15 protein-coding genes are annotated in these 16,987 nt (G+C 67.0%); 6 read left to right on the forward strand and 9 right to left on the reverse strand.

The window, feature by feature from the left end:
• Nucleotides 1-862: 862 nt before the first annotated feature.
• Complete coding sequence (locus tag R5W23_RS02185; RefSeq protein WP_320684908.1) at nucleotides 863-2,818, reverse strand: FG-GAP-like repeat-containing protein; 1,956 nt, start codon at nucleotides 2,816-2,818, stop codon at nucleotides 863-865.
• A 330-nt stretch (nucleotides 2,819-3,148) separates the two neighbouring features.
• On the opposite strand from R5W23_RS02185, the gene R5W23_RS02190 reads away from it, so the two are divergent.
• The 3 genes from R5W23_RS02190 to R5W23_RS02200 all read left to right on the forward strand — a co-directional run bounded on the left by R5W23_RS02190 (nucleotide 3,149) and on the right by R5W23_RS02200 (nucleotide 5,089).
• Complete coding sequence (locus R5W23_RS02190; RefSeq protein WP_320684909.1) at nucleotides 3,149-3,379, forward strand: hypothetical protein; 231 nt, start codon at nucleotides 3,149-3,151, stop codon at nucleotides 3,377-3,379.
• Nucleotides 3,380-3,481: 102 nt separating this feature from the next.
• Nucleotides 3,482-3,604, forward strand: coding sequence for a hypothetical protein (locus tag R5W23_RS02195; RefSeq protein WP_320684910.1), 123 nt, complete (start codon nucleotides 3,482-3,484; stop codon nucleotides 3,602-3,604).
• A 24-nt stretch (nucleotides 3,605-3,628) separates the two neighbouring features.
• Nucleotides 3,629-5,089 carry an ATP-binding cassette domain-containing protein gene (locus tag R5W23_RS02200; protein WP_320684911.1) on the forward strand — a complete coding sequence of 487 codons (1,461 nt, stop codon included), beginning with the start codon at nucleotides 3,629-3,631 and terminating at the stop codon, nucleotides 5,087-5,089.
• A gap of 29 nt (nucleotides 5,090-5,118) precedes the next feature.
• Here R5W23_RS02200 and R5W23_RS02205 read toward each other — a convergent pair whose 3' ends face one another.
• The 6 genes from R5W23_RS02205 to R5W23_RS02230 all read right to left on the reverse strand — a co-directional run bounded on the left by R5W23_RS02205 (nucleotide 5,119) and on the right by R5W23_RS02230 (nucleotide 9,870).
• Nucleotides 5,119-5,886 carry a hypothetical protein gene (locus R5W23_RS02205; RefSeq protein ID WP_320684912.1) on the reverse strand — a complete coding sequence of 256 codons (768 nt, stop codon included), beginning with the start codon at nucleotides 5,884-5,886 and terminating at the stop codon, nucleotides 5,119-5,121.
• Between the two features lie 459 nt (nucleotides 5,887-6,345).
• Nucleotides 6,346-6,957, reverse strand: a complete 612-nt coding sequence (locus tag R5W23_RS02210; protein WP_261189659.1) for a hypothetical protein — start codon at nucleotides 6,955-6,957, stop codon at nucleotides 6,346-6,348.
• Entirely contained in the window at nucleotides 6,954-7,367 is a 414-nt protein-coding gene (locus R5W23_RS02215) for a Minf_1886 family protein (protein ID WP_261189660.1), read from the reverse strand. The genes R5W23_RS02210 and R5W23_RS02215 overlap by 4 nt, the downstream gene beginning before the upstream one ends.
• 122 nt (nucleotides 7,368-7,489) lie before the next feature.
• Nucleotides 7,490-8,314, reverse strand: a complete 825-nt coding sequence (locus R5W23_RS02220) for a PSP1 domain-containing protein (protein WP_261189661.1) — start codon at nucleotides 8,312-8,314, stop codon at nucleotides 7,490-7,492.
• A gap of 40 nt (nucleotides 8,315-8,354) precedes the next feature.
• Nucleotides 8,355-8,867 (reverse strand): hypothetical protein, encoded by a 513-nt coding sequence (locus R5W23_RS02225; RefSeq protein ID WP_320684913.1) that lies wholly within the window; start codon nucleotides 8,865-8,867, stop codon nucleotides 8,355-8,357.
• Nucleotides 8,868-8,874: 7 nt separating this feature from the next.
• Nucleotides 8,875-9,870 carry a GTPase gene (locus tag R5W23_RS02230; RefSeq protein ID WP_320684914.1) on the reverse strand — a complete coding sequence of 332 codons (996 nt, stop codon included), beginning with the start codon at nucleotides 9,868-9,870 and terminating at the stop codon, nucleotides 8,875-8,877.
• A gap of 92 nt (nucleotides 9,871-9,962) precedes the next feature.
• On the opposite strand from R5W23_RS02230, the gene R5W23_RS02235 reads away from it, so the two are divergent.
• Together R5W23_RS02235 and R5W23_RS02240 are read left to right on the forward strand one after the other, a co-directional pair.
• Nucleotides 9,963-10,784, forward strand: coding sequence for a purine-nucleoside phosphorylase (locus R5W23_RS02235; RefSeq protein WP_320684915.1), 822 nt, complete (start codon nucleotides 9,963-9,965; stop codon nucleotides 10,782-10,784).
• Between the two features lie 110 nt (nucleotides 10,785-10,894).
• Complete coding sequence (locus R5W23_RS02240) at nucleotides 10,895-13,390, forward strand: response regulator (protein ID WP_320684916.1); 2,496 nt, start codon at nucleotides 10,895-10,897, stop codon at nucleotides 13,388-13,390.
• Between the two features lie 806 nt (nucleotides 13,391-14,196).
• Here the strand turns inward: R5W23_RS02240 and R5W23_RS02245 are convergent.
• Entirely contained in the window at nucleotides 14,197-15,366 is a 1,170-nt protein-coding gene (locus R5W23_RS02245; protein WP_320684917.1) for a PP2C family protein-serine/threonine phosphatase, read from the reverse strand.
• A gap of 104 nt (nucleotides 15,367-15,470) precedes the next feature.
• Between R5W23_RS02245 and R5W23_RS02250 the strand changes: the two genes are divergently transcribed.
• Nucleotides 15,471-15,872, forward strand: a complete 402-nt coding sequence (locus R5W23_RS02250) for a bifunctional nuclease family protein (RefSeq protein WP_320684918.1) — start codon at nucleotides 15,471-15,473, stop codon at nucleotides 15,870-15,872.
• An 83-nt stretch (nucleotides 15,873-15,955) separates the two neighbouring features.
• On the opposite strand, the gene R5W23_RS02255 is transcribed toward R5W23_RS02250, so the two are convergent.
• The gene (locus R5W23_RS02255; RefSeq protein ID WP_261190057.1) at nucleotides 15,956-16,864 is read right to left on the reverse strand and encodes a large ribosomal subunit protein uL3; all 909 of its coding nucleotides are present in this window, start codon (nucleotides 16,862-16,864) and stop codon (nucleotides 15,956-15,958) included.
• Nucleotides 16,865-16,987: the final 123 nt, after the last annotated feature.

Consider the following 16,987-nt stretch of genomic DNA (forward strand, 5'->3'; position numbering starts at 1 on the left):
CGAATTCGTCCCAACCTGTCTGTTTCAGATTGCCCCGATACCGCGATCGCTTTGATGCCGATCTGCGCCCCTCATTGGCCACACGCCGGCAGAAGCCGCTGGCGCGATGTCAGGGGTGTTTGCCACCTCGGCCGGGGTGTGTAAAGAAAGGTTTACACACGGGTCAGGGTTAGACGGAAAACTCATTTCTGGCAATTGACACGGCGCCAGTACCGTTTACCATCACACTACCTGCCACGCGCGTCTTCGCCCGGACGCCACTCTCCTTTCCGGGCCGAACCGCCCCCCTTTGTGGAGAGTTTATGCCTTGGACTTGCCAGCCCGAAACCGAAGGTCCGCTCTGGTGGCCGCTGTCGCGTGCCGACCACTGGTACTGTTCGGAAACCGAGCCCGAACGCCTCGCGGCCGACTTCCTTGACACTCACCCGGAGCACCGGGATCGCCCACTGCTCCTGAAATGGTGGGAAAGTTGGGGCGCGGCTGAGGTTCAGTTGCGCATCGAGCCGGACCAGATTCGGGGCCTCGAACTAACTACCGCCTTGTAAATTGCAATCGAATGCCAGCCGGCACTTAAAACAGATAATACCCCGCATTTGCTTTAATAAGAAACGGACGCGGGAGAGCAGTCTCCAATTGTTTTAAGTTGGTCACATGTGTGCGCCACCACGCCTGCTGACGCAGGCGGTTCGACAGTAACGTGTTCGAGTCTCCCGCCCGATTGCCAAGGCCGCCAAACTGGAAACGACTGGAATCGGCTTGTCGCGTTCGGTCGGGTCACCCAACGGGTCACTGCTGTTGTCGTCTCGGGGCGTTTCAGCCGACAGACACGCTCCGAGACGTGGCACTTCAATTCCACCCAATCTCACACGGGAATCGTTCCAACAAGTGCCTCGGCGCCGGTCGCGGTTGCGATCAGGTGCGCCAGTGCGCTACACGCGGGACACGTACATTTCTTGCGGTCCACCGGCGCCACAGTGACTGTTTCCGTCACGTCGTCAGTGGTATGGAGTCCGGCGTACACGCCGTCGTAGGTCACCAGTGTGTTGAAGGGTGTCGCGGGCGTCGCCCCTTGACCGCCCGCAATCGCCATTTCGTAGGTGTAAGTCGCTGCGATGGAGTTCTGAGGGTTCCCGCTCGCCACGAACAGTTCCGACCGGCCGTCTCCGTTCGTGTCGCGGAGCGCGAGCCGACCGCCAGAATGGTCGCTGGGGGGCAGACCGTAGAAGCTCGCGATTACCGGTAAGGCGCTGGCCTGGGTGCTGGAGTTCCGGGCCAGTGTGTACCCGGACCAGATCAGCACGTGCGCGGGTGCGCCGCGGTCCGGGGTGACCGCCAGTTCCGCGTACCCGTCGCCGTTCATATCGCCCACGGCGGCGTTCAGCCCAGCCCATAGCCCTTTGAATGGGATGAAGTCCGGAACCAGTCGGGTCTCCACGCCGTTCCGCAGGCTCGCGCCGCTGTAAACCGCAACCCGCCCCTCGGCCGCGCCACCCGTGGTCACCACCACATCTGCGTACCCGTCGTTGTTGATGTCGCCGGCGGCCACGCGGGCGCCGCCCCGGTACGCCGGGTTGTCGAACGCGAAAAAGCTCGATTGCAGGACCAGATCACCGCCCACCACCCGGAACGTTTGGATGTGCGGGCCGGCCCCGGCGTCCGCCGAGATCACAAGGTCGTCGGCCCCGTCGCGGTCGATGTCTGCGGCAGCCAGGAACAGCCCGCCTCGGAACCCCGGGAACACGACCCGTTGTCCCACGAGGAGCGAGCCGTCGCGACCGTTCACGATCTGAACAACGGCTTGCGGCCCGGCGCCCGTAGTGAACGCGTAGTCGGTGACCCCGTCGCCGTTGAAGTCCCCGCTCGCGACCCGCACCGCACCGGCGTAGCCCACAAACGGGGTGAGCCGCGTGCCGGTGTCGACCAGTACGCCGTTGGACGCGGTGAACAGGGAGACGGTGCCGTTCGCGCCGCCGGTGAACGCGACCGATTTTTGGTTGCCCAGCGGCACCGTCGTGACCGGCGTCGTGGGGCCGGAATCGACCGTGAACCAGCCGAGGTCACGGAGCGCCGCAGTGTCCAGGGTGCTCCAGGCGACGCGGGTTCCGCGGGGCATGATCGGGTCCAGCGCCACGGGCTGGCCGCCGATCGTAACGCCGTCGGCCCAGTGCGTGGCGTCGCCGGTCAGCGGCACCGGGCCGCCGTACAGGGCCTGCGCCGTCGTGCCGGTGAAGGTGCCGTTGCGCACCAGGCTGTTCCACTGCGGGGCGGTGCCGATCCCGAGCATGTGCCCCAGTTCGTGCAGCGCCACGGAGTAGAAGTCGATCTTGTTCGTTCCGATCCCGTTGGCGCTGGACGAAAAGGACCAGTCCGCGGTGCTGTCGAATGACAGGCTACCGCCCCACGGGGCGAACCCCGCGTGCCCGCGGGTCTGAACCGCGCTGATCCACGAGTTGCTGCCGGAAACCGAGTACCCGCCCGGTCCGCCGACCCCCTGCTCGTTGTTGCTCATCGTCTTGCCGCCGACGAACACCTTGAGCGTGTTGGCGCCGACGGACAGGTTTGGGAGCGACAACTCACCCGCCCCGCTCGGGTTGAACATCGTGGCGGTCCACGTGTTCCCGAGCGTCGGGGTGATCGCGCCCAGAGTTGCGGTCAGCGCGCTGCCGAGTTCGTTGGCGGCCCGCTCGACCGCGGCACGGGCGTCGGGCCGGTTCGAGAAGAACGCGGTGTCGTAGGTGTAATCGATCTGAATCGTGATGGCGGGTACGTCACGCCGTTCCAGGGTCTCGAGTCGAAGAACCGGGCCACGGGGCATCATGCCCGTGCGCTGCGCACGAGGGTCCAAGGTCCGCATTAGGGATCCCGTAGCGAGGTTGTGGCGCTTGCGGCGAGGTTGCCGGTTTCCAAGAGTATGTAATTTTTTCCGGCAGTGCGACAAGATCAGGTCGAATGGGTTGTGCGCGCGGAAGCCAGTGTTTCAGCTGTAGCAATTATATCGATTGCGTAATTTTTACCGATTTTGGCAAAGTAATTGCGCTGCAAGGGGTTAGGAAGAGGATACAAAGTTAGCGCCAATTCACGCAGCAGCATAAATGTTGCGAACCCGGCGAAGAAAAAGTGTCTCAGAAAAATTGCCGGGAGTTCACCGATGGATGCGATTTACTTTCCGCACGAATCGACCGGACATGTGCAGTACGATCCGGGACGCGGCACCCGCGCCTTCGACCCGTGGTGGCTGATACTGCTGTGCGACCGTGGCATCGTCGATCACTACACGTGGCTGCTGTTGCGGTACGGGATCGCGCTTCACAAGGGCTCGACGTTTGGGCCGCACGTGAGTGTGGTGAAGGGGGTCGAGCCGCTGGCTCGTGAGTCGTAGGGGTACGATCCAGGGCCGGTAAAGTTCCACTACTCCAACGTCGTCCGGTGGGATAACGGGCGACACGCTTGGCTCGACGTGTGGTCGCCGGGGTTGGCCGAGTTGCGCACTAGGCTCGGGTTCGACGGGGCGCCGAAAATGTCGTTCCACCTGACACTCGGCCGGCTCGTCTTCGCACAGACAAGCACGAAGGGCGCCGACCCGGAGGGGTGGCTGGTACTGTGAACCGCGCAGTTCTATACCGGAAGGATGAGTCCGAGCATTTTTGAACTCACAGGCGCGACCGTCGTTCGTGGCGGTGAGGCCGTCCTGCGTGACTTCGACTGGGTGGTGCGTGAGGGCGAAGCGTGGGCCGTGGTCGGCCCGACCGGGAGCGGCAAAACCACGCTCGCGGAGGCCCTTTTGGGGCGGCACCCGCTGAACGGCGGCACGCTCACATGGCCCCTGTTCGACCGGCTTCGCGCGGCCGGCCGGCAAGTCGATTACCCGTCCCAGGTCGTGGCGCACGTCACGTTCCGGGAGAACTCCCGGCTGTTTTCCTACGCCGGTCACTACTACCAGCAGCGGTTCGAGTTCGCCGACAGTGACGAGCCGTTGTCGCTGGAGCGGTTCTTGCGCACCGGGACCGGCGCGAGCGACTCTGACCTCGCGGCGGTGTGCGCGCGGTTCGGCATCGGTGACCGGCGCGCGCAGCCGTTCATGACGCTCTCGAACGGCCAGACCCGCCGGGCGCGGCTGGCCCGGGCGATGCTCGCCCGTCCGGAAGTTCTCGTTCTCGATGACCCGTTCATCGGGTTGGACGCACAAGCCCGCACCGACCTCGCGGCGCTGCTGCACGAACTCGTCGATGACGGCAAACGGCTCGTGCTGATTTGTCGCGCGGACGCGGTTCCCGGGTGGGCGACGAACGTACTCGACCTCCATCGGCTCGCCGCGGGTAGTCGCATGGGCGCCAAGGCCCCACCAAAAAGCGACAGGTTACAAAGCGAGGCCGCCGCGGCACGTCGGGAAGCTCACGCGCTCCGCCTGTCCGGCGGGTCCGACGAACCGATCATCGAGCTGCGCGACGTGACCGTTTCGCACTCCGGAAACGCGATCCTCGACCACGTATCGTGGACCGTTCGACGGGGCGAGCGGTGGGCGCTGTTGGGGCCGAACGGCAGCGGCAAAACGACCCTCTTAAGCCTCCTCTGCGGCGACCACCCGCAGGCCTACTCGAACGACATCAAACTGTTCGGCCGGCGCCGCGGGACCGGTGAAACGATCTGGGACGTGAAGCGGAACGTGGGGCTGCTGTCGCCGGAGTTCCATCTGTATTTCACCGAACCGCTGACCGCCGAGCGGGCCGCCGCAACCGGCTTCTTCGACGGCGTCACCGATCATGACACCACCCCGGAGCAGGACGGACGAGTTCGCGAGCTCTTCGCGGCGCTGGGGATCAGCCACCTCGCGGGCCGCGCGTTCAAAGCGCTTTCGACGGGCGAGCAGCGCCTGGTGCTGCTCGCCCGGGCGCTGGTGAAGCGCCCACCACTCGTGATCCTGGACGAACCGTTTCAGGGGTTGTCCCCAGAGTCAACGGAACGCTGCCGCACCTGGTTGGAAACGGAAATCGGGCCGGTTCAGACGCTACTGTTCGTTACGCACGAGTTGTCCGAGCTCCCCAACACGGTTTCCCAGACGCTCCGGTTGTCGAAGGGCCGGGTCGTGTAGCACGGGATTCGACTCGGCCCTGTTCTGACCTACGAAACGCCCCGCGCCAGATCGACGGCCCAACACCCGCGGATGTGTCCGCCGGGACGCCGGCTGTGCCAGAGGATGGATTCGTCGTCACAGCCAGCGTCCTGAAGGGCGTCGGCGAGAATCGGGAGCCGGTCGAAATCTTGGTCGATGTGAATCCCTCGCGCCAACGCGACAACATCCGATGAGAGCCACGCCGGCGGGAGCCAGTCCGCAGTTCCGGTTTCACCGAGTACTTCTCGGACCGTAGCGAACAGGCTCTGCCACTCCCACCGCCACTCTACCGAGCCGAACGCCCCGGCGGTGAACAAGGCCGGGTTTTCTAAGCTCGTGACGTGGAAGGCGGTGCTTGCGGCAACAGCCGCCGGCTTCTCGATCCCGGCGCGCACGCCGTCGATAACCCCTCCTTGTTTGGCAACCCGGCATTCGTGTCGAACAAACGCCGGGTTACGGTCGGAACAGCACGGGCACGGGTCGATCAGTTGGTAATCGTAGGGGTTCTGGTCCGCGTCCCAGGGTAACCAAAACGTGTCGCCGGCTTCTCGTGCCGCCTGCGACCGTGTCCAGGCAAGCGCGTCGGCGCTGATGAGGCCGTCGGCAAACATTTCGGTCGCTTTCAGAGCGCGGCGGCAATGTTCGGACGGCAAACGATCATACACGCGGCGCAGGAACGCGGCGGTAAGAAGGTGAAGTTTGCGGTGCGTGTACGCGCTGAGTTCGAGCACCAGAGATTCGTAATCGGCACTGTCGAGCCAGTCTTCGATCGTCATCAACGGGCGTTTCGACGGAAACGCCGGGGGCAAGGAAAAGTGTTGAGGTAGTTTAACCGGAGCGGACGGCTTGTCAACGGGCTCACGACGCTCGATGTGCGCAGACCCGATCCGTGTGTCACTCAATTACATTCCCAGTCACGTTGGCGGCGATCGTAACAATCATCGAGCGCGCCGTGGTCGGTGCGGTCACTCGACGCCATGCTGATTCAGAACTTACGTCGAAAGCAGTTACGACTGTCCACACAACTCCACCACAACGCTCGGGCGAAGAAGCTGATTGGCGGGCGAATCAGGTGAGTCACCTCAATAGGTGTTGCCGGGCGCGCGGTACGCCAGGTGCGACGCCGCAAGGCGGCTGTCGGCAAGCGGATGCGGCGAACGGCAGAGTGACTGACCCAGTAGTGGCAGAACGAGAGCCAAGCCACCGGCGGGAACTGTCCCGCCGGCGCGAACCGCTTACCGGAAGAGCACTTCAACCTGTTTCCGCAAATCCGCAGAGGTCTGCTCGGTCCAGGGGTAAATACGGAGCGCCGCGGCTTCCGGCGGGTCGTTTCCTGGCGACCGCTGTGCCCCGGCAACGGTGTACGCGGGCAGGTTCTCGACAGACGCATCCGGGACCGGATTGAGCAGCAGGAGGTACGTTCCCGGTCCGACGTAACCCGCACACCCCGAGAGGTTCGTAACACCGATCGACGCGCCCTTCTCCGGCCGTCCCTTCCAGGATTCCACGACGGTCGCCTTCACGGCCGGCCGGTCGGCCGCCTCCTTCAGGTCCGCGGCGTCCGCGACACGACCAGGGCGGGCCAGCACGACGATCCGGCCGTCCACGCCGGCGGTCAGTTCCGCAACGACCGCCACACTCGCTCCCGCAGCTTGGGAACGCGAAATGTACGGCGAGTGGCTTCGGGTCAGTGCCGTATAGCCGAGCCAGCACAACCAGCCGACGAACAATACGGCCGTGACCGCTACGAGCGCCCGGCCGCCCTTGGGGCGCGGCCCCGGCGCCGCCTGCCAGCGCGGCACCGCGTCCGGTTTCGGCCCCGTTTGGGCCGGCTGAATGTCGCTCATCGATCTCCCTTCTTGGCGGTGTCGCGGAGCGTCAGCTCGAAACCGTTCCGCAGCGCCTCGTGCAGGTCGAACAGGTCGCTGAAGTCGACCGGGTCGTCGCGGTCAGACTTGCTCAACAGCTTCACCTTGATGAGTTTGAAGACGATCTCGCCGATGTGGTCGGTCGTCTTCAGGCCCCACTGTTTGAACACGACCGGGGCCATCATACCGAACTCGCGGACCGCGAGTTCGCACGCGCCGTTGAGCAGTTCCGCTCCGCTGACGTGCCGGTCGTCACCGTCGTCGCCGCGGTCCGCGGGGGCGCGGCCGAGCCGCCCCTGGGTGAACGTCACCGCCTCCGACACGAACTCGTACGCCTCGTAGGCGAACCGTGAGTCTTCGCGGCACAGTTCCAGTATCCGTGGGTCCACGGCATCTCCTGCTGACAACTCTCAACCACCGTTCACAACCGTACCCGAACCGCCCGGACCGAGACGCGACACCGGCTTGATCCCGAGGGCCACAATTTGTTCCCGCTGCGCTCGCGCCGGGCTTACAGTTTGGTGAGCACTTCGGCGAGCGCGACCGGCAGGCGCCGGCCGTCCTCGAACTCGACGAGCAGCCGGCGGGCGAGCACCTCGTGCGCGAGCACCTTCCCCTGCCCCTTTTCGGTCACCACCCGCGAACCGATCGGCGGCAGTTCCCGCTGGAACTCCTCGTACACGTCTTGCTCGAACCGGAGGCAGCACTTCAGCCGCCCGCACCGGCCCGAGATCTTGGTCGGGTCGAGGGTCGACTTCTGGAGCTTCGCCATCCGCATGCTGACCGGCGGCATCACCACCATGTGCGAGTTGCAGCACACCGGCTTGCCACAGTCGCCGTAGTCCGCCAGTAACTTGGCCTCGTCGCGGACGCCGATCTGGCGCAGCTCGATGCGGGTGTGGAACTCGCGGGCCATGCTTTTGACCAGCTCGCGAAAGTCCACCCGCCCCTCGGCGAGGAAGTAAAACACCAGCCGCTCGCCGCCGAAGAGGAACTCTACGTCCACGATCTGCATCGCGAGCCGGTGCTGCGTCACTAGGCGCGTCCCGGCCTCGTACTGCTGTCTGTGCTTGACCGCGAGGTCCGCGATCTTCACCCGGTCCGCCGCGGTGGCGACGCGCGCGAGCTCTCCGCGGGTCGGCTCGGGGATGGCGGCGACGGCCTGTGGCGTGGCCGGGCACAGCACCTCGCCGTGCTCCAACCCGCGCTCGGTCCGGATGATCGCCACGTCCCCGCGCGCGACGGCGATGCTCGGCGGCGCGGCGAACGCGCCGATGAACCGCATCGAACCGTGGCGGACCAGGAACGAGTTCGGGGCTATCGGGGCCGTGCTCATGCCACTATCTTCGCGAAGAACGGCTGAAGTTACAACGCGATCATTCGGCGCCGGACGCCTTTCGCTCGCGCCACACACGAACGCACAAAACTGCTCCGCCGAAAAAGCCGAACAGGTAGCTCGCAGAGTGGACCCACATCGCGCTCAAAAATGCGACATGTCTCTCCGGCGGGACTTCATTTGCGAGCCGGCCGACGAGGACGACCCCGCCCGCGCTCGCCAACAGCCACGCCAGCGAGCCCGCAACGGTCGCTGCCGCGCCAAGCACGAGTAACAGTTGCCCGACCGGGCGTACCAGTGACCCGACCGCGCGCCGCCGCCGCCTTCCGGCCCGCGCGGCCACGGCGAGTAGCAACCCGAGGATCGCGCCGACCCACCACGTCGCAATGATCCCCCAGCCGAGACCGAGCAGCGTCGGATCGTCCGTTCCGAACACGGGCGGGTGGCCGATCGTGAAGTACTCGATGCACACGCGCGCCGTCACCTGATCGTGCGCGATCCCGTAAAGAACCGCCACAACGACACAGAACGCCACGATGGCCAGGGCGTGCATCGGCGCCTCACGTGTGCAACTCGACCACGTCCTTGTCGTTCAGAACGTGGTCGCGGCCGACGGTCTGGCCGTCGTGGACCCCGCTGCCCCACACCCGCGCCGATTTGACCGCGTCCTCCAGGTCGCGGTGCACCTTGCCCGCCAGTTCCGCAACGGTGCTGCCGACCGGCGGCGTGAACGGGGCGGTCATGTCCGCCGGCTTGCCGGGCTGCTTCGTGTAGATCCGCATCACCCCGAGGGCGTCGTAAATCGCCTTCCGCAGCGCGTCGAGGTTGTCGCCGCGTTCCGCGGAGATCACGAGGATCGGGAATCGCTCCCCCAGTTCCTCGCGGGCGATCTCGAGGCGCACGTCGGCGGCCTCGTCGTCGCCCTTGTTCGCCACCAGCACGGTCGGAATGGCGTAGGTGGTGGGGTCGTCGGTCGAGGGCGTGCCCGGGGGCACCAGCTCGCGCCGGGCGCGTTGCAGGCGCTCGACGACGGCTTTGGTCGCCGCCGGGCCGTCGTCGTCGGCCAGATCGAGAAACAGGACGGCGGCGTCGGCGGCCCGGGTCACGTCGGTCACGAACGTTTCGTAGTGGTCCGCGGTAATGGGGGGAAGGTCCACCAGTTGCACGCGCGCGTCCTCGTAGTCCATCATCCCGAGGATCGGCTCGCGGGTGGTGAACGGGTACGGCGCGACCGCCGGGGTCGCCTTCGTGAGCTTCGTCATGAGCAGCGACTTGCCGCAGTTGGGCGGACCGGCGAACACCACCAGCCCGGCCCCCTGGCGCTGGAACTTGAACGTCCCGGGCGCCGCCTTCTTCGGGCCGCTCTTGGCCTGCTCGATCTGGTCGGTCAGCTCCGAGATCTTGGTCTTGAGGTCGGCCTGGACCTTTTCGCTCGCCTTGTGCTTGGGCAGCAGCACCCACATCTCTTTGAGCGCGGCGAGCTTGTCCTCCGGGGTCTGCGCCTTCTTGTACCGGGACTCGGCGTCGTGGTAGTGCGGGGGAAGGTTGACTGCCATACGGGCTCCTGTGTTCGACGCGCGACCCGTCGGTCGCCGCGCCAAGCGTGGGGAGATTCTACAACAAGCCCCATCCCCAATCAGGAGCACGCATGTCCGCGCTGTACGACCAGATTCAGGAAGCCGCCGCGTTCGTCCGGGCGCGTTGGCCGCACACCCCGGCGGCCGGCATCATCCTCGGCACCGGGCTCGGCAAGCTGGCCGAGGACGTGGCGGCGGACGCGGTCATCCCCTACGCGGACGTCCCGCACTTCCCGCGCTCGACGGCGCCGTCCCACAAGGGGCAGCTCGTGTGCGGCACCCTCGCCGGGAAGAAGGTGCTCGTCATGGAAGGGCGGATGCACTTCTACGAAGGGTACACGCTCCAGCAGGTCACGTTCCCGGTGCGGGTGATGAAGGCGCTGGGCGCCGAAGTGCTGGTCGTGAGCAACGCGTGCGGCGGGATGAACCCCCAGTGGGGCCGCGGCGACCTCATGCTCATTGAAGACCACATCAACCTGCTCGGCGACAACCCGCTGATCGGCCCGAACGACGACCGGCTCGGCGACCGGTTCCCGGACATGTGCTTCCCCTACGACCGCGGGCTGCTCGCGCTCGGGCGCAAAATCGCCCTCGAGGAGCGGATCGTGTGCCACCAGGGCGTGTTCGTCGCGGTCAGCGGGCCGAACCTCGAAACGCGGGCCGAGTACCGGTTCCTGCGGGCGATCGGGGCCGACGTGGTGGGGATGTCGACCGTGCCCGAAGTGATCGTTGCGGTTCACGGGAAGATGCGGGTCCTCGGCATATCCGTCATAACCGATCAATGCCTCCCGGACGCGCTCGAACCGGTCCACCTGCCAGACATCATTAAAACCGCGAACGAGGCCGAAAGTAAGCTACGCACGCTGGTAAGTCGCGTGGTAGCCGAATTTTAAGAACCGGCACGAACGGTGGAGGGAAGGCAATTGGCGAACTACATTTAGGGCGTACCGGGCGCCCCGCACAACAACCACCCTGCGCCGTGACCCGAACGACCACACTACCGATGCCGAGCCACAACGCGACGCCGCTCATCCGGTTCGTCGCGGGCACGCTGGCCCTCGCACTCGGCTACTACCTAGCGGCCCAAGTCGGACTGGTGCTGGCCCACGCGAGTTGCGACATCGCGCTCGTGTGGCCCCCCGCAGGTCTGGCGGTCGCGGTGCTGTTCCGGGCGGGGACACGGTACTGGCCCGGCGTGTTCCTCGGCGCGCTGGCGTGCCAAGTGGCGCAGTTCGATTGGTGGGTGGCGCTCGGGGTGTCCGCGGGACATGCAGCGGCGGCCGTGGTGACGGTCCGCGGGTTGCGCGGGTTCGGATTCGACCCCGCGACGGCCGGGCGACGTGACCTCTACGCGTTCCTGTTCGCGGGCCTCGGGGGCACAACGGTCGGGGCCACCAACGGCGTCCTCTGGCGCGCCGCCGGTGGGCTGCCCGCCTCCGACCTGCTGACCGCTTGGCTCATCTGGTGGCTCGGGGCCACCACCGGGTTGCTCATCGTCGGCCCCCCGCTTCTCACGTTCGAGCGGCCGCAGTTCCGCCGGTCCGCCGTCCGACCGGCCCTCGGGCTGCTGCTCACCACGGTGCTCACCTGTCTGGCGTTCACCAACATTGTGGACCCGCGGTTCCGGTCGCTGATGGTGTTCCCGCCGTTCATGATGCTGCTGTGGGTGGGGATGAACGAGCGGCTCCGGATCGGATCGCTGCACGTCCTGATACTCGCGTCGTTCGCGATCGGCGGCACCTCCGCCGGGCTCGGCGCGTTCGCCCACCTAGCCCCGCTCACCAAGCTCCTGATGGTGTGGGCGCTCACGACCACCAGCGCGCTGGTGATCCTGGCGATGACGACCACGATGGCCGAGCGCGAGCGGGCCGAAGCGGCCCTGGCGGGGGCGGCGCAAGAGTACCAGAACCTCGTCGACCGGACCCCGGCCGCGATCGTCCGGTACACGCCGGAGGGCGTGTTGACGTTCGTGAACGAGACCCTGTGTAAGCTGCTCGGGCAACCCCGCGAACGGCTGCTGGGTCAGTCGGTACTCAGCTTCATCCCCAAAATGCCCCGGCGCGAGGAGGTGGCGGACCTGCCGGTCGCGCCGCTCACCGGCCCGCCAAACGGGATCTCCGGGATGATCCGCCGGTCGGACGGCGCGTGCCTGTGGTACCGATGGACCGCCCGGCTCATCAAGACCGCCGCCGGGCGGGACGAGTTCCAGGCAGTAGGCATCGACCTGACCGAGCGCCGACAGGCCGAAGAGGAGCGGGTCGCGATCCAACGTAAGATGGAGGACGCGCAACGGCTCGAGGCGCTGGGGGTGCTGGCGGGCGGGGTCGCGCACGACTTTAACAACCTGCTCGCCGGGGTGCTCGGGCACGCGGAACTGGCGGTCGGATCGCTCCCGGAGGGCCACCCGGCCCGGCGCCACCTAGCGACCGTGCTGAGCGGGGTGGCCCAGGCCAGCGGGCTTACGCGGCAACTGCTGGCGTATTCCGGTAAGGGGCGGTTTATGCTCAAAACGATCAGCCTGAACGACCTGATCCGCCAGACCACAGAGCTGCTGCGCCTCACGCTGCCCAAAAAGGTGAACCTGACGCTCGACCTGGCGCCGAAGCTGCCGCCGGTCACTGGCGACGACGGGCAGTTGCGTCAGGTGCTGATGAACCTGCTGATCAACGCCGGTGAGGCGATCGGGGACCGGGCCGGGGCGGTCACGGTGACGACGGCGGTTCACGACCTCGCGCTAGAAGCGGTCAGCGGCGGGGTGTACAGCCCGGCCGCGCCGGGGCAGTTCGTCGAGCTGATCGTGTCCGACACCGGGTGCGGGATGGACGACGCCACGAAGGCGCGGCTGTTCGACCCGTTCTTCACCACCAAGTTCACCGGGCGCGGGCTGGGCATGTCGGCGGTGCTCGGCATCGTCCGCGGGCACCAGGGCGGGATCCGCGTGGACAGCCGGGTCGGGATCGGCACCCGCTTCACGGTGCTGCTGCCGGTGGCGCCCGAGTGCGCACCGGCGGTGCTTCACACGCCCCCGGAGAGCCCAACGCCCGCGCCCGGGGCCGAACCGCGGCGCCCGCGCCGGGCGCCCGCCCCGGAGGCCGACGTAGCGACACCGGGGCCGGCGGTCACACCGCCGCCCGCGGGCCGCGGGCTGGCGCTGGTCGCGGACGACGAACCCACCGTTCGTCAGGTCGCAGAACTGCTGCTCACGCAGATGGGCTACGCCGTCATTACCGCGACCAACGGCGCGGAGGCGGTGTCCCTGTTCGTCGAGCACGCGGACCAGATCCGGGTGGTGCTGCTCGACCTGATGATGCCGGTAATGGACGGAGCCGAGGCGCTGTCTGCGATCCGCGACCGCTCAACGGTCCCGGTGATCCTGTGCAGCGGGTACACATCGGAGGCGGTGCCCGAAGAACTGGCCGCCGACTCCGCAACCGGTTTCCTCCAAAAACCTTACGCGCGCGGCGACCTCCAGGTCGCGCTGACCGCAATCGGCGCGTGACGCAAGGCTGTTCCTTATTTCCCTTTGCTTATGTGAGGGAACGTGGCTCGATAGGGCGCCTTCTCGAAGCCAGGAAGGTGCCCATATCTCCTGGCACCCTCGCCGATGCTCTGGCGGTGATTCCCGGTTCCGCAGCAAGCGAGGCCTCATTCACCCGCTCGCCCCGTTTCGGCATTCTGCCGCGGCGAGGGCCGGTTCGTGGTCGGCGACCACCTCGTCGGCCCGCCAGATTAGGCCGAGGAGGTGGTCGCGGCCGGAGGCGACGTGCCGACGGTGCAGGACAACCAACCCGGATCGGGAAGCGACATCCGAGCCGGCATCGCCTACGGGACCGCCGCCCGATCGATCGCGGCGGCCACGTCCCCCGGAGGAGCGGCCCGGCGGCATCCCCCCGACCGTCGGCAAGGGCCACGCCCGCATCGAGAATGCGGGCGCGGCAAACGGCCTCGATCCCGACGTGCTCACAGACGCGAGTGGGGCGAATCAAGGCTTCCCGTTGACGCGGGAGCGGACGCCCGGGGGCCGAACGACGGTCGCCGCTCACTTCGGCTTCACGAGCCGGTCGGCCGAGAAGGCGGATGCGGCCACACGCCCGAACCGTGTGCGGTCGCACAGGAGCATCGGGAACGAAGGGCATGACGTGCGTGCCGTGACACGGGGCGCGCGGACGCGTGTCGTGTGCGTGTGGGGCGCGGGCCACCGGTGCGGGGAGGCGGAACGCCGTGGTGCACCGGTGGCTGAGGCCGAAGCGGTACGTTGCCCGGGGGTGCTCGAGCGACATCCCGGGTGGGTTCATGTATGAGCGGTCAGGGGAGCATTTCCACTCCCAGCAGCGTAAAATCGTCGGCGTGGTGAAGGTGCTGGAGCAACTCGCGGGCAACCTCGTCAACGAACTCCGAGCCGGTCGCGGAGCGGTGCTTCGTGACGGCGTCCAGTAGACGGTCGGCCGCCCCAGGACCGGGCGCGCCATCGGGGCGGGTTCCGTCGGTCCCGATGAGCAAGCGGTCTCCGGGCCTCAGCACTCGGGCGAGTGGCTGGTAGGTCGTCTCGGCTGCACCCAAGAACGGTCCTGGCACGGCCCACACCGTTGCCGCTCCGTTGGCCGGGAGGTGAACCGGCGGGGGAGATCCCGCTCGCGCCAGCGTCACCGCTCCGGTTTTCGCATTCAGTACCCCGCTCAGCATCGCCACCAGGGGCACGTCGTCCGCGCCGAGCCCCACCAACTGGCGGTTGACGCTCGTGAGCACCTCGTCCGGCGGTACGATACGGTAGCTGTGCCCGGTAATTTCTTTGAGCACCGCGGACTGCTGGACGAACACACCCAACAGCCAGCCCGTCGATGCGCCGGAGCCGATCAGTTCGCCCACCAAGAACCCGACGTGGTCCTCGTCGAGTCGGCGCACGTCGTGGAAGTCGCCGCCGGTGCGGTTCCGCGTCCGGTAGCGCACGTGGAACCGCGTGCCCCACACCTGCGGGAACGATTTCGGGAGGAACGTGGCTTGCACCCGCCGGGCCATCTCCTGTTCGCGATCGAGCTGCGTGAGGGCCTTCTTCAACTGATCCCCGAGCAGCCGCGCCTCCGCAGCGCGGGCCGCGACGCGCGACGCATTCGCCTGTGTGCGGGCCATCGCCCGGAGCTGCGCGAGGAGCGTACCGGTGTCGACCGAATCCGGCAGCACCGCGTCGGCGCCGGCGTCGAGGCCGGCGCCGACCGCCGACGTGGGAGCGAGCCACAGCACCGGGACGACGAGGTCGCCGAGTTCGGCGCGCCAGCGCCGGGTCTGGGCCGCGGCGGCCGCGGTCCGTCCGCCCGTCGCGACCACCGCGACCGCCACCGGGGCGAAATCCACCGCGGGTGCCGCGCCGAGCGCGTGATCGGCGACCACGAACCCCGCGGAGCCGATCAATTTCCGCAGCTCGATCGCGTCGGGCCAGCCGGCGGGAGCGCTCAGAAGAACGGTCGCAGGTGTCGGCATCGGTGTTCGGGTGTTTGGTGTTTCGTGTCCGGTGTTTAGTATGAACTCCGGAGGCCCCGTTCCGCCCCGGCCCGCCCTACCCCACACGAAGCCCCCGGACGCCGATGCCTATTCAGATGGAACTCCGCCGGATCATCATCAGCGAGCTGGTCGAGCACCAGATCGTGGTGCTGAAGGAAGTGGACGGCGAGCGGCACTTCCCGATCGTCATCGGCATCTTCGAGGCGACCAGCATCGACCGCCGGGTCAAGGGCATTCAGGCCCCGCGCCCGCTGACGCACGACCTGATCAGCGCGGCGGTGGAACAACTGGGCGGCGAGATCCAAGACATCGTCATCAACGACCTGAAGGAGCACACGTACTACGCGCGGCTCCGCATCCGCAAGGACGGCGAGCTGACCGAAGTGGACTGCCGGCCCAGCGACGCGATCGCGGTGGCGGTGGCGAACCGGGTCCCGATTTACGTCGCGGAGGAGGTTTTGGGCGAGGCACTCGAAGACGAATAGCCCCGTGCCGGGGTGTCAAACGGTAACGGGCGGCGCCGGTGCGCCGCCCGTTAAACACCCGCCCGGGATTCACCCGGTCGAGGTTACTTCTTCTTGGCGGCCGTGGCGGGAGCGACTCGCGCCTTGGTCTTGGACTTGGGCGAACCGGGGCCGACCTTGTTCGTCGGGCGCACCATGACCACCGCGCCGTTGAACCCCGGAATGCCGCCGCGGATCAGCATCAGATTGTTCTCGGTGTCGACTTTCACAACCGTCAGGTTGCGGATCGTCACCCGCTCGTTACCGTACTGCCCCGCGCGCCGCAGGCCCTTCTTCGGGCGGCCGGTACCACGGTTGCTCGCCAGCGACGCGGTCGAACCGGCTTGGCGGTGGACCTTCTTCGCACCGTGGGCGGCCGGCATACCGTCGAAGTTGTGCCGCTTCATCACACCGGTGTACCCGCGGCCCTTGGTCGTGCCGATCACGTCGACCGCCTGCACGTCCTTGAAAACCTGATCCACGGTCAGCTTGTCGCCCACCTTGAGGGTCACGTCTTCCGTGTACAGCTCGTGCTTCTGGGTGGCGCCCTCGCCGCTCACCTTGATGCGCTCGACCTTGAAGCTCGCCTCGGCGGCGCTGGCCTTGATGGTGCCGGTCTGAACGAACGCGCCGCCCAGGTCGATCCGGAACTCGCGGATCACCTTCTGCGGTTCGCAGTCGGCCTTCGGCGGCAGGGCGACGCCGGCCTTCTGGCGAGACTCCTTCCGCTTCGACTTCAGCCCCGCGGCAACGTGCCCCTGCTCCGGGCGGGTCGCGTTCTTCCGCTTCTTGTCTTTGAACCCGAGTTGGATGGCGGTGTAGCCGTCCTTTGTCGCGCCGCCATCGGCGCTGGGGTACTTGATCTGGAGCACCGGGCACGGCCCGAGTTGCAGCACGGTCACCGGCTCGGCCTTCCCTTCGGGGGTGAAGACCTGCGTCATGCCCACCTTGTAGCCGATCAGTCCGAGAGCCATCGCACTTCGCCTTTCGCCGCCTCGTCGGGCGGTCTGTTCGTCAGGGGCCGGCCTGCGATCAACGCCGGGTGCGTTACGCATCAGCCGTTTAGGTACCCCCGCGCATGGAAGTGCAAATTGTAG

The organism is Gemmata algarum, from assembly GCF_034097035.1.
Taxonomy (GTDB): Bacteria; Planctomycetota; Planctomycetia; order Gemmatales; family Gemmataceae; genus Gemmata; species Gemmata algarum.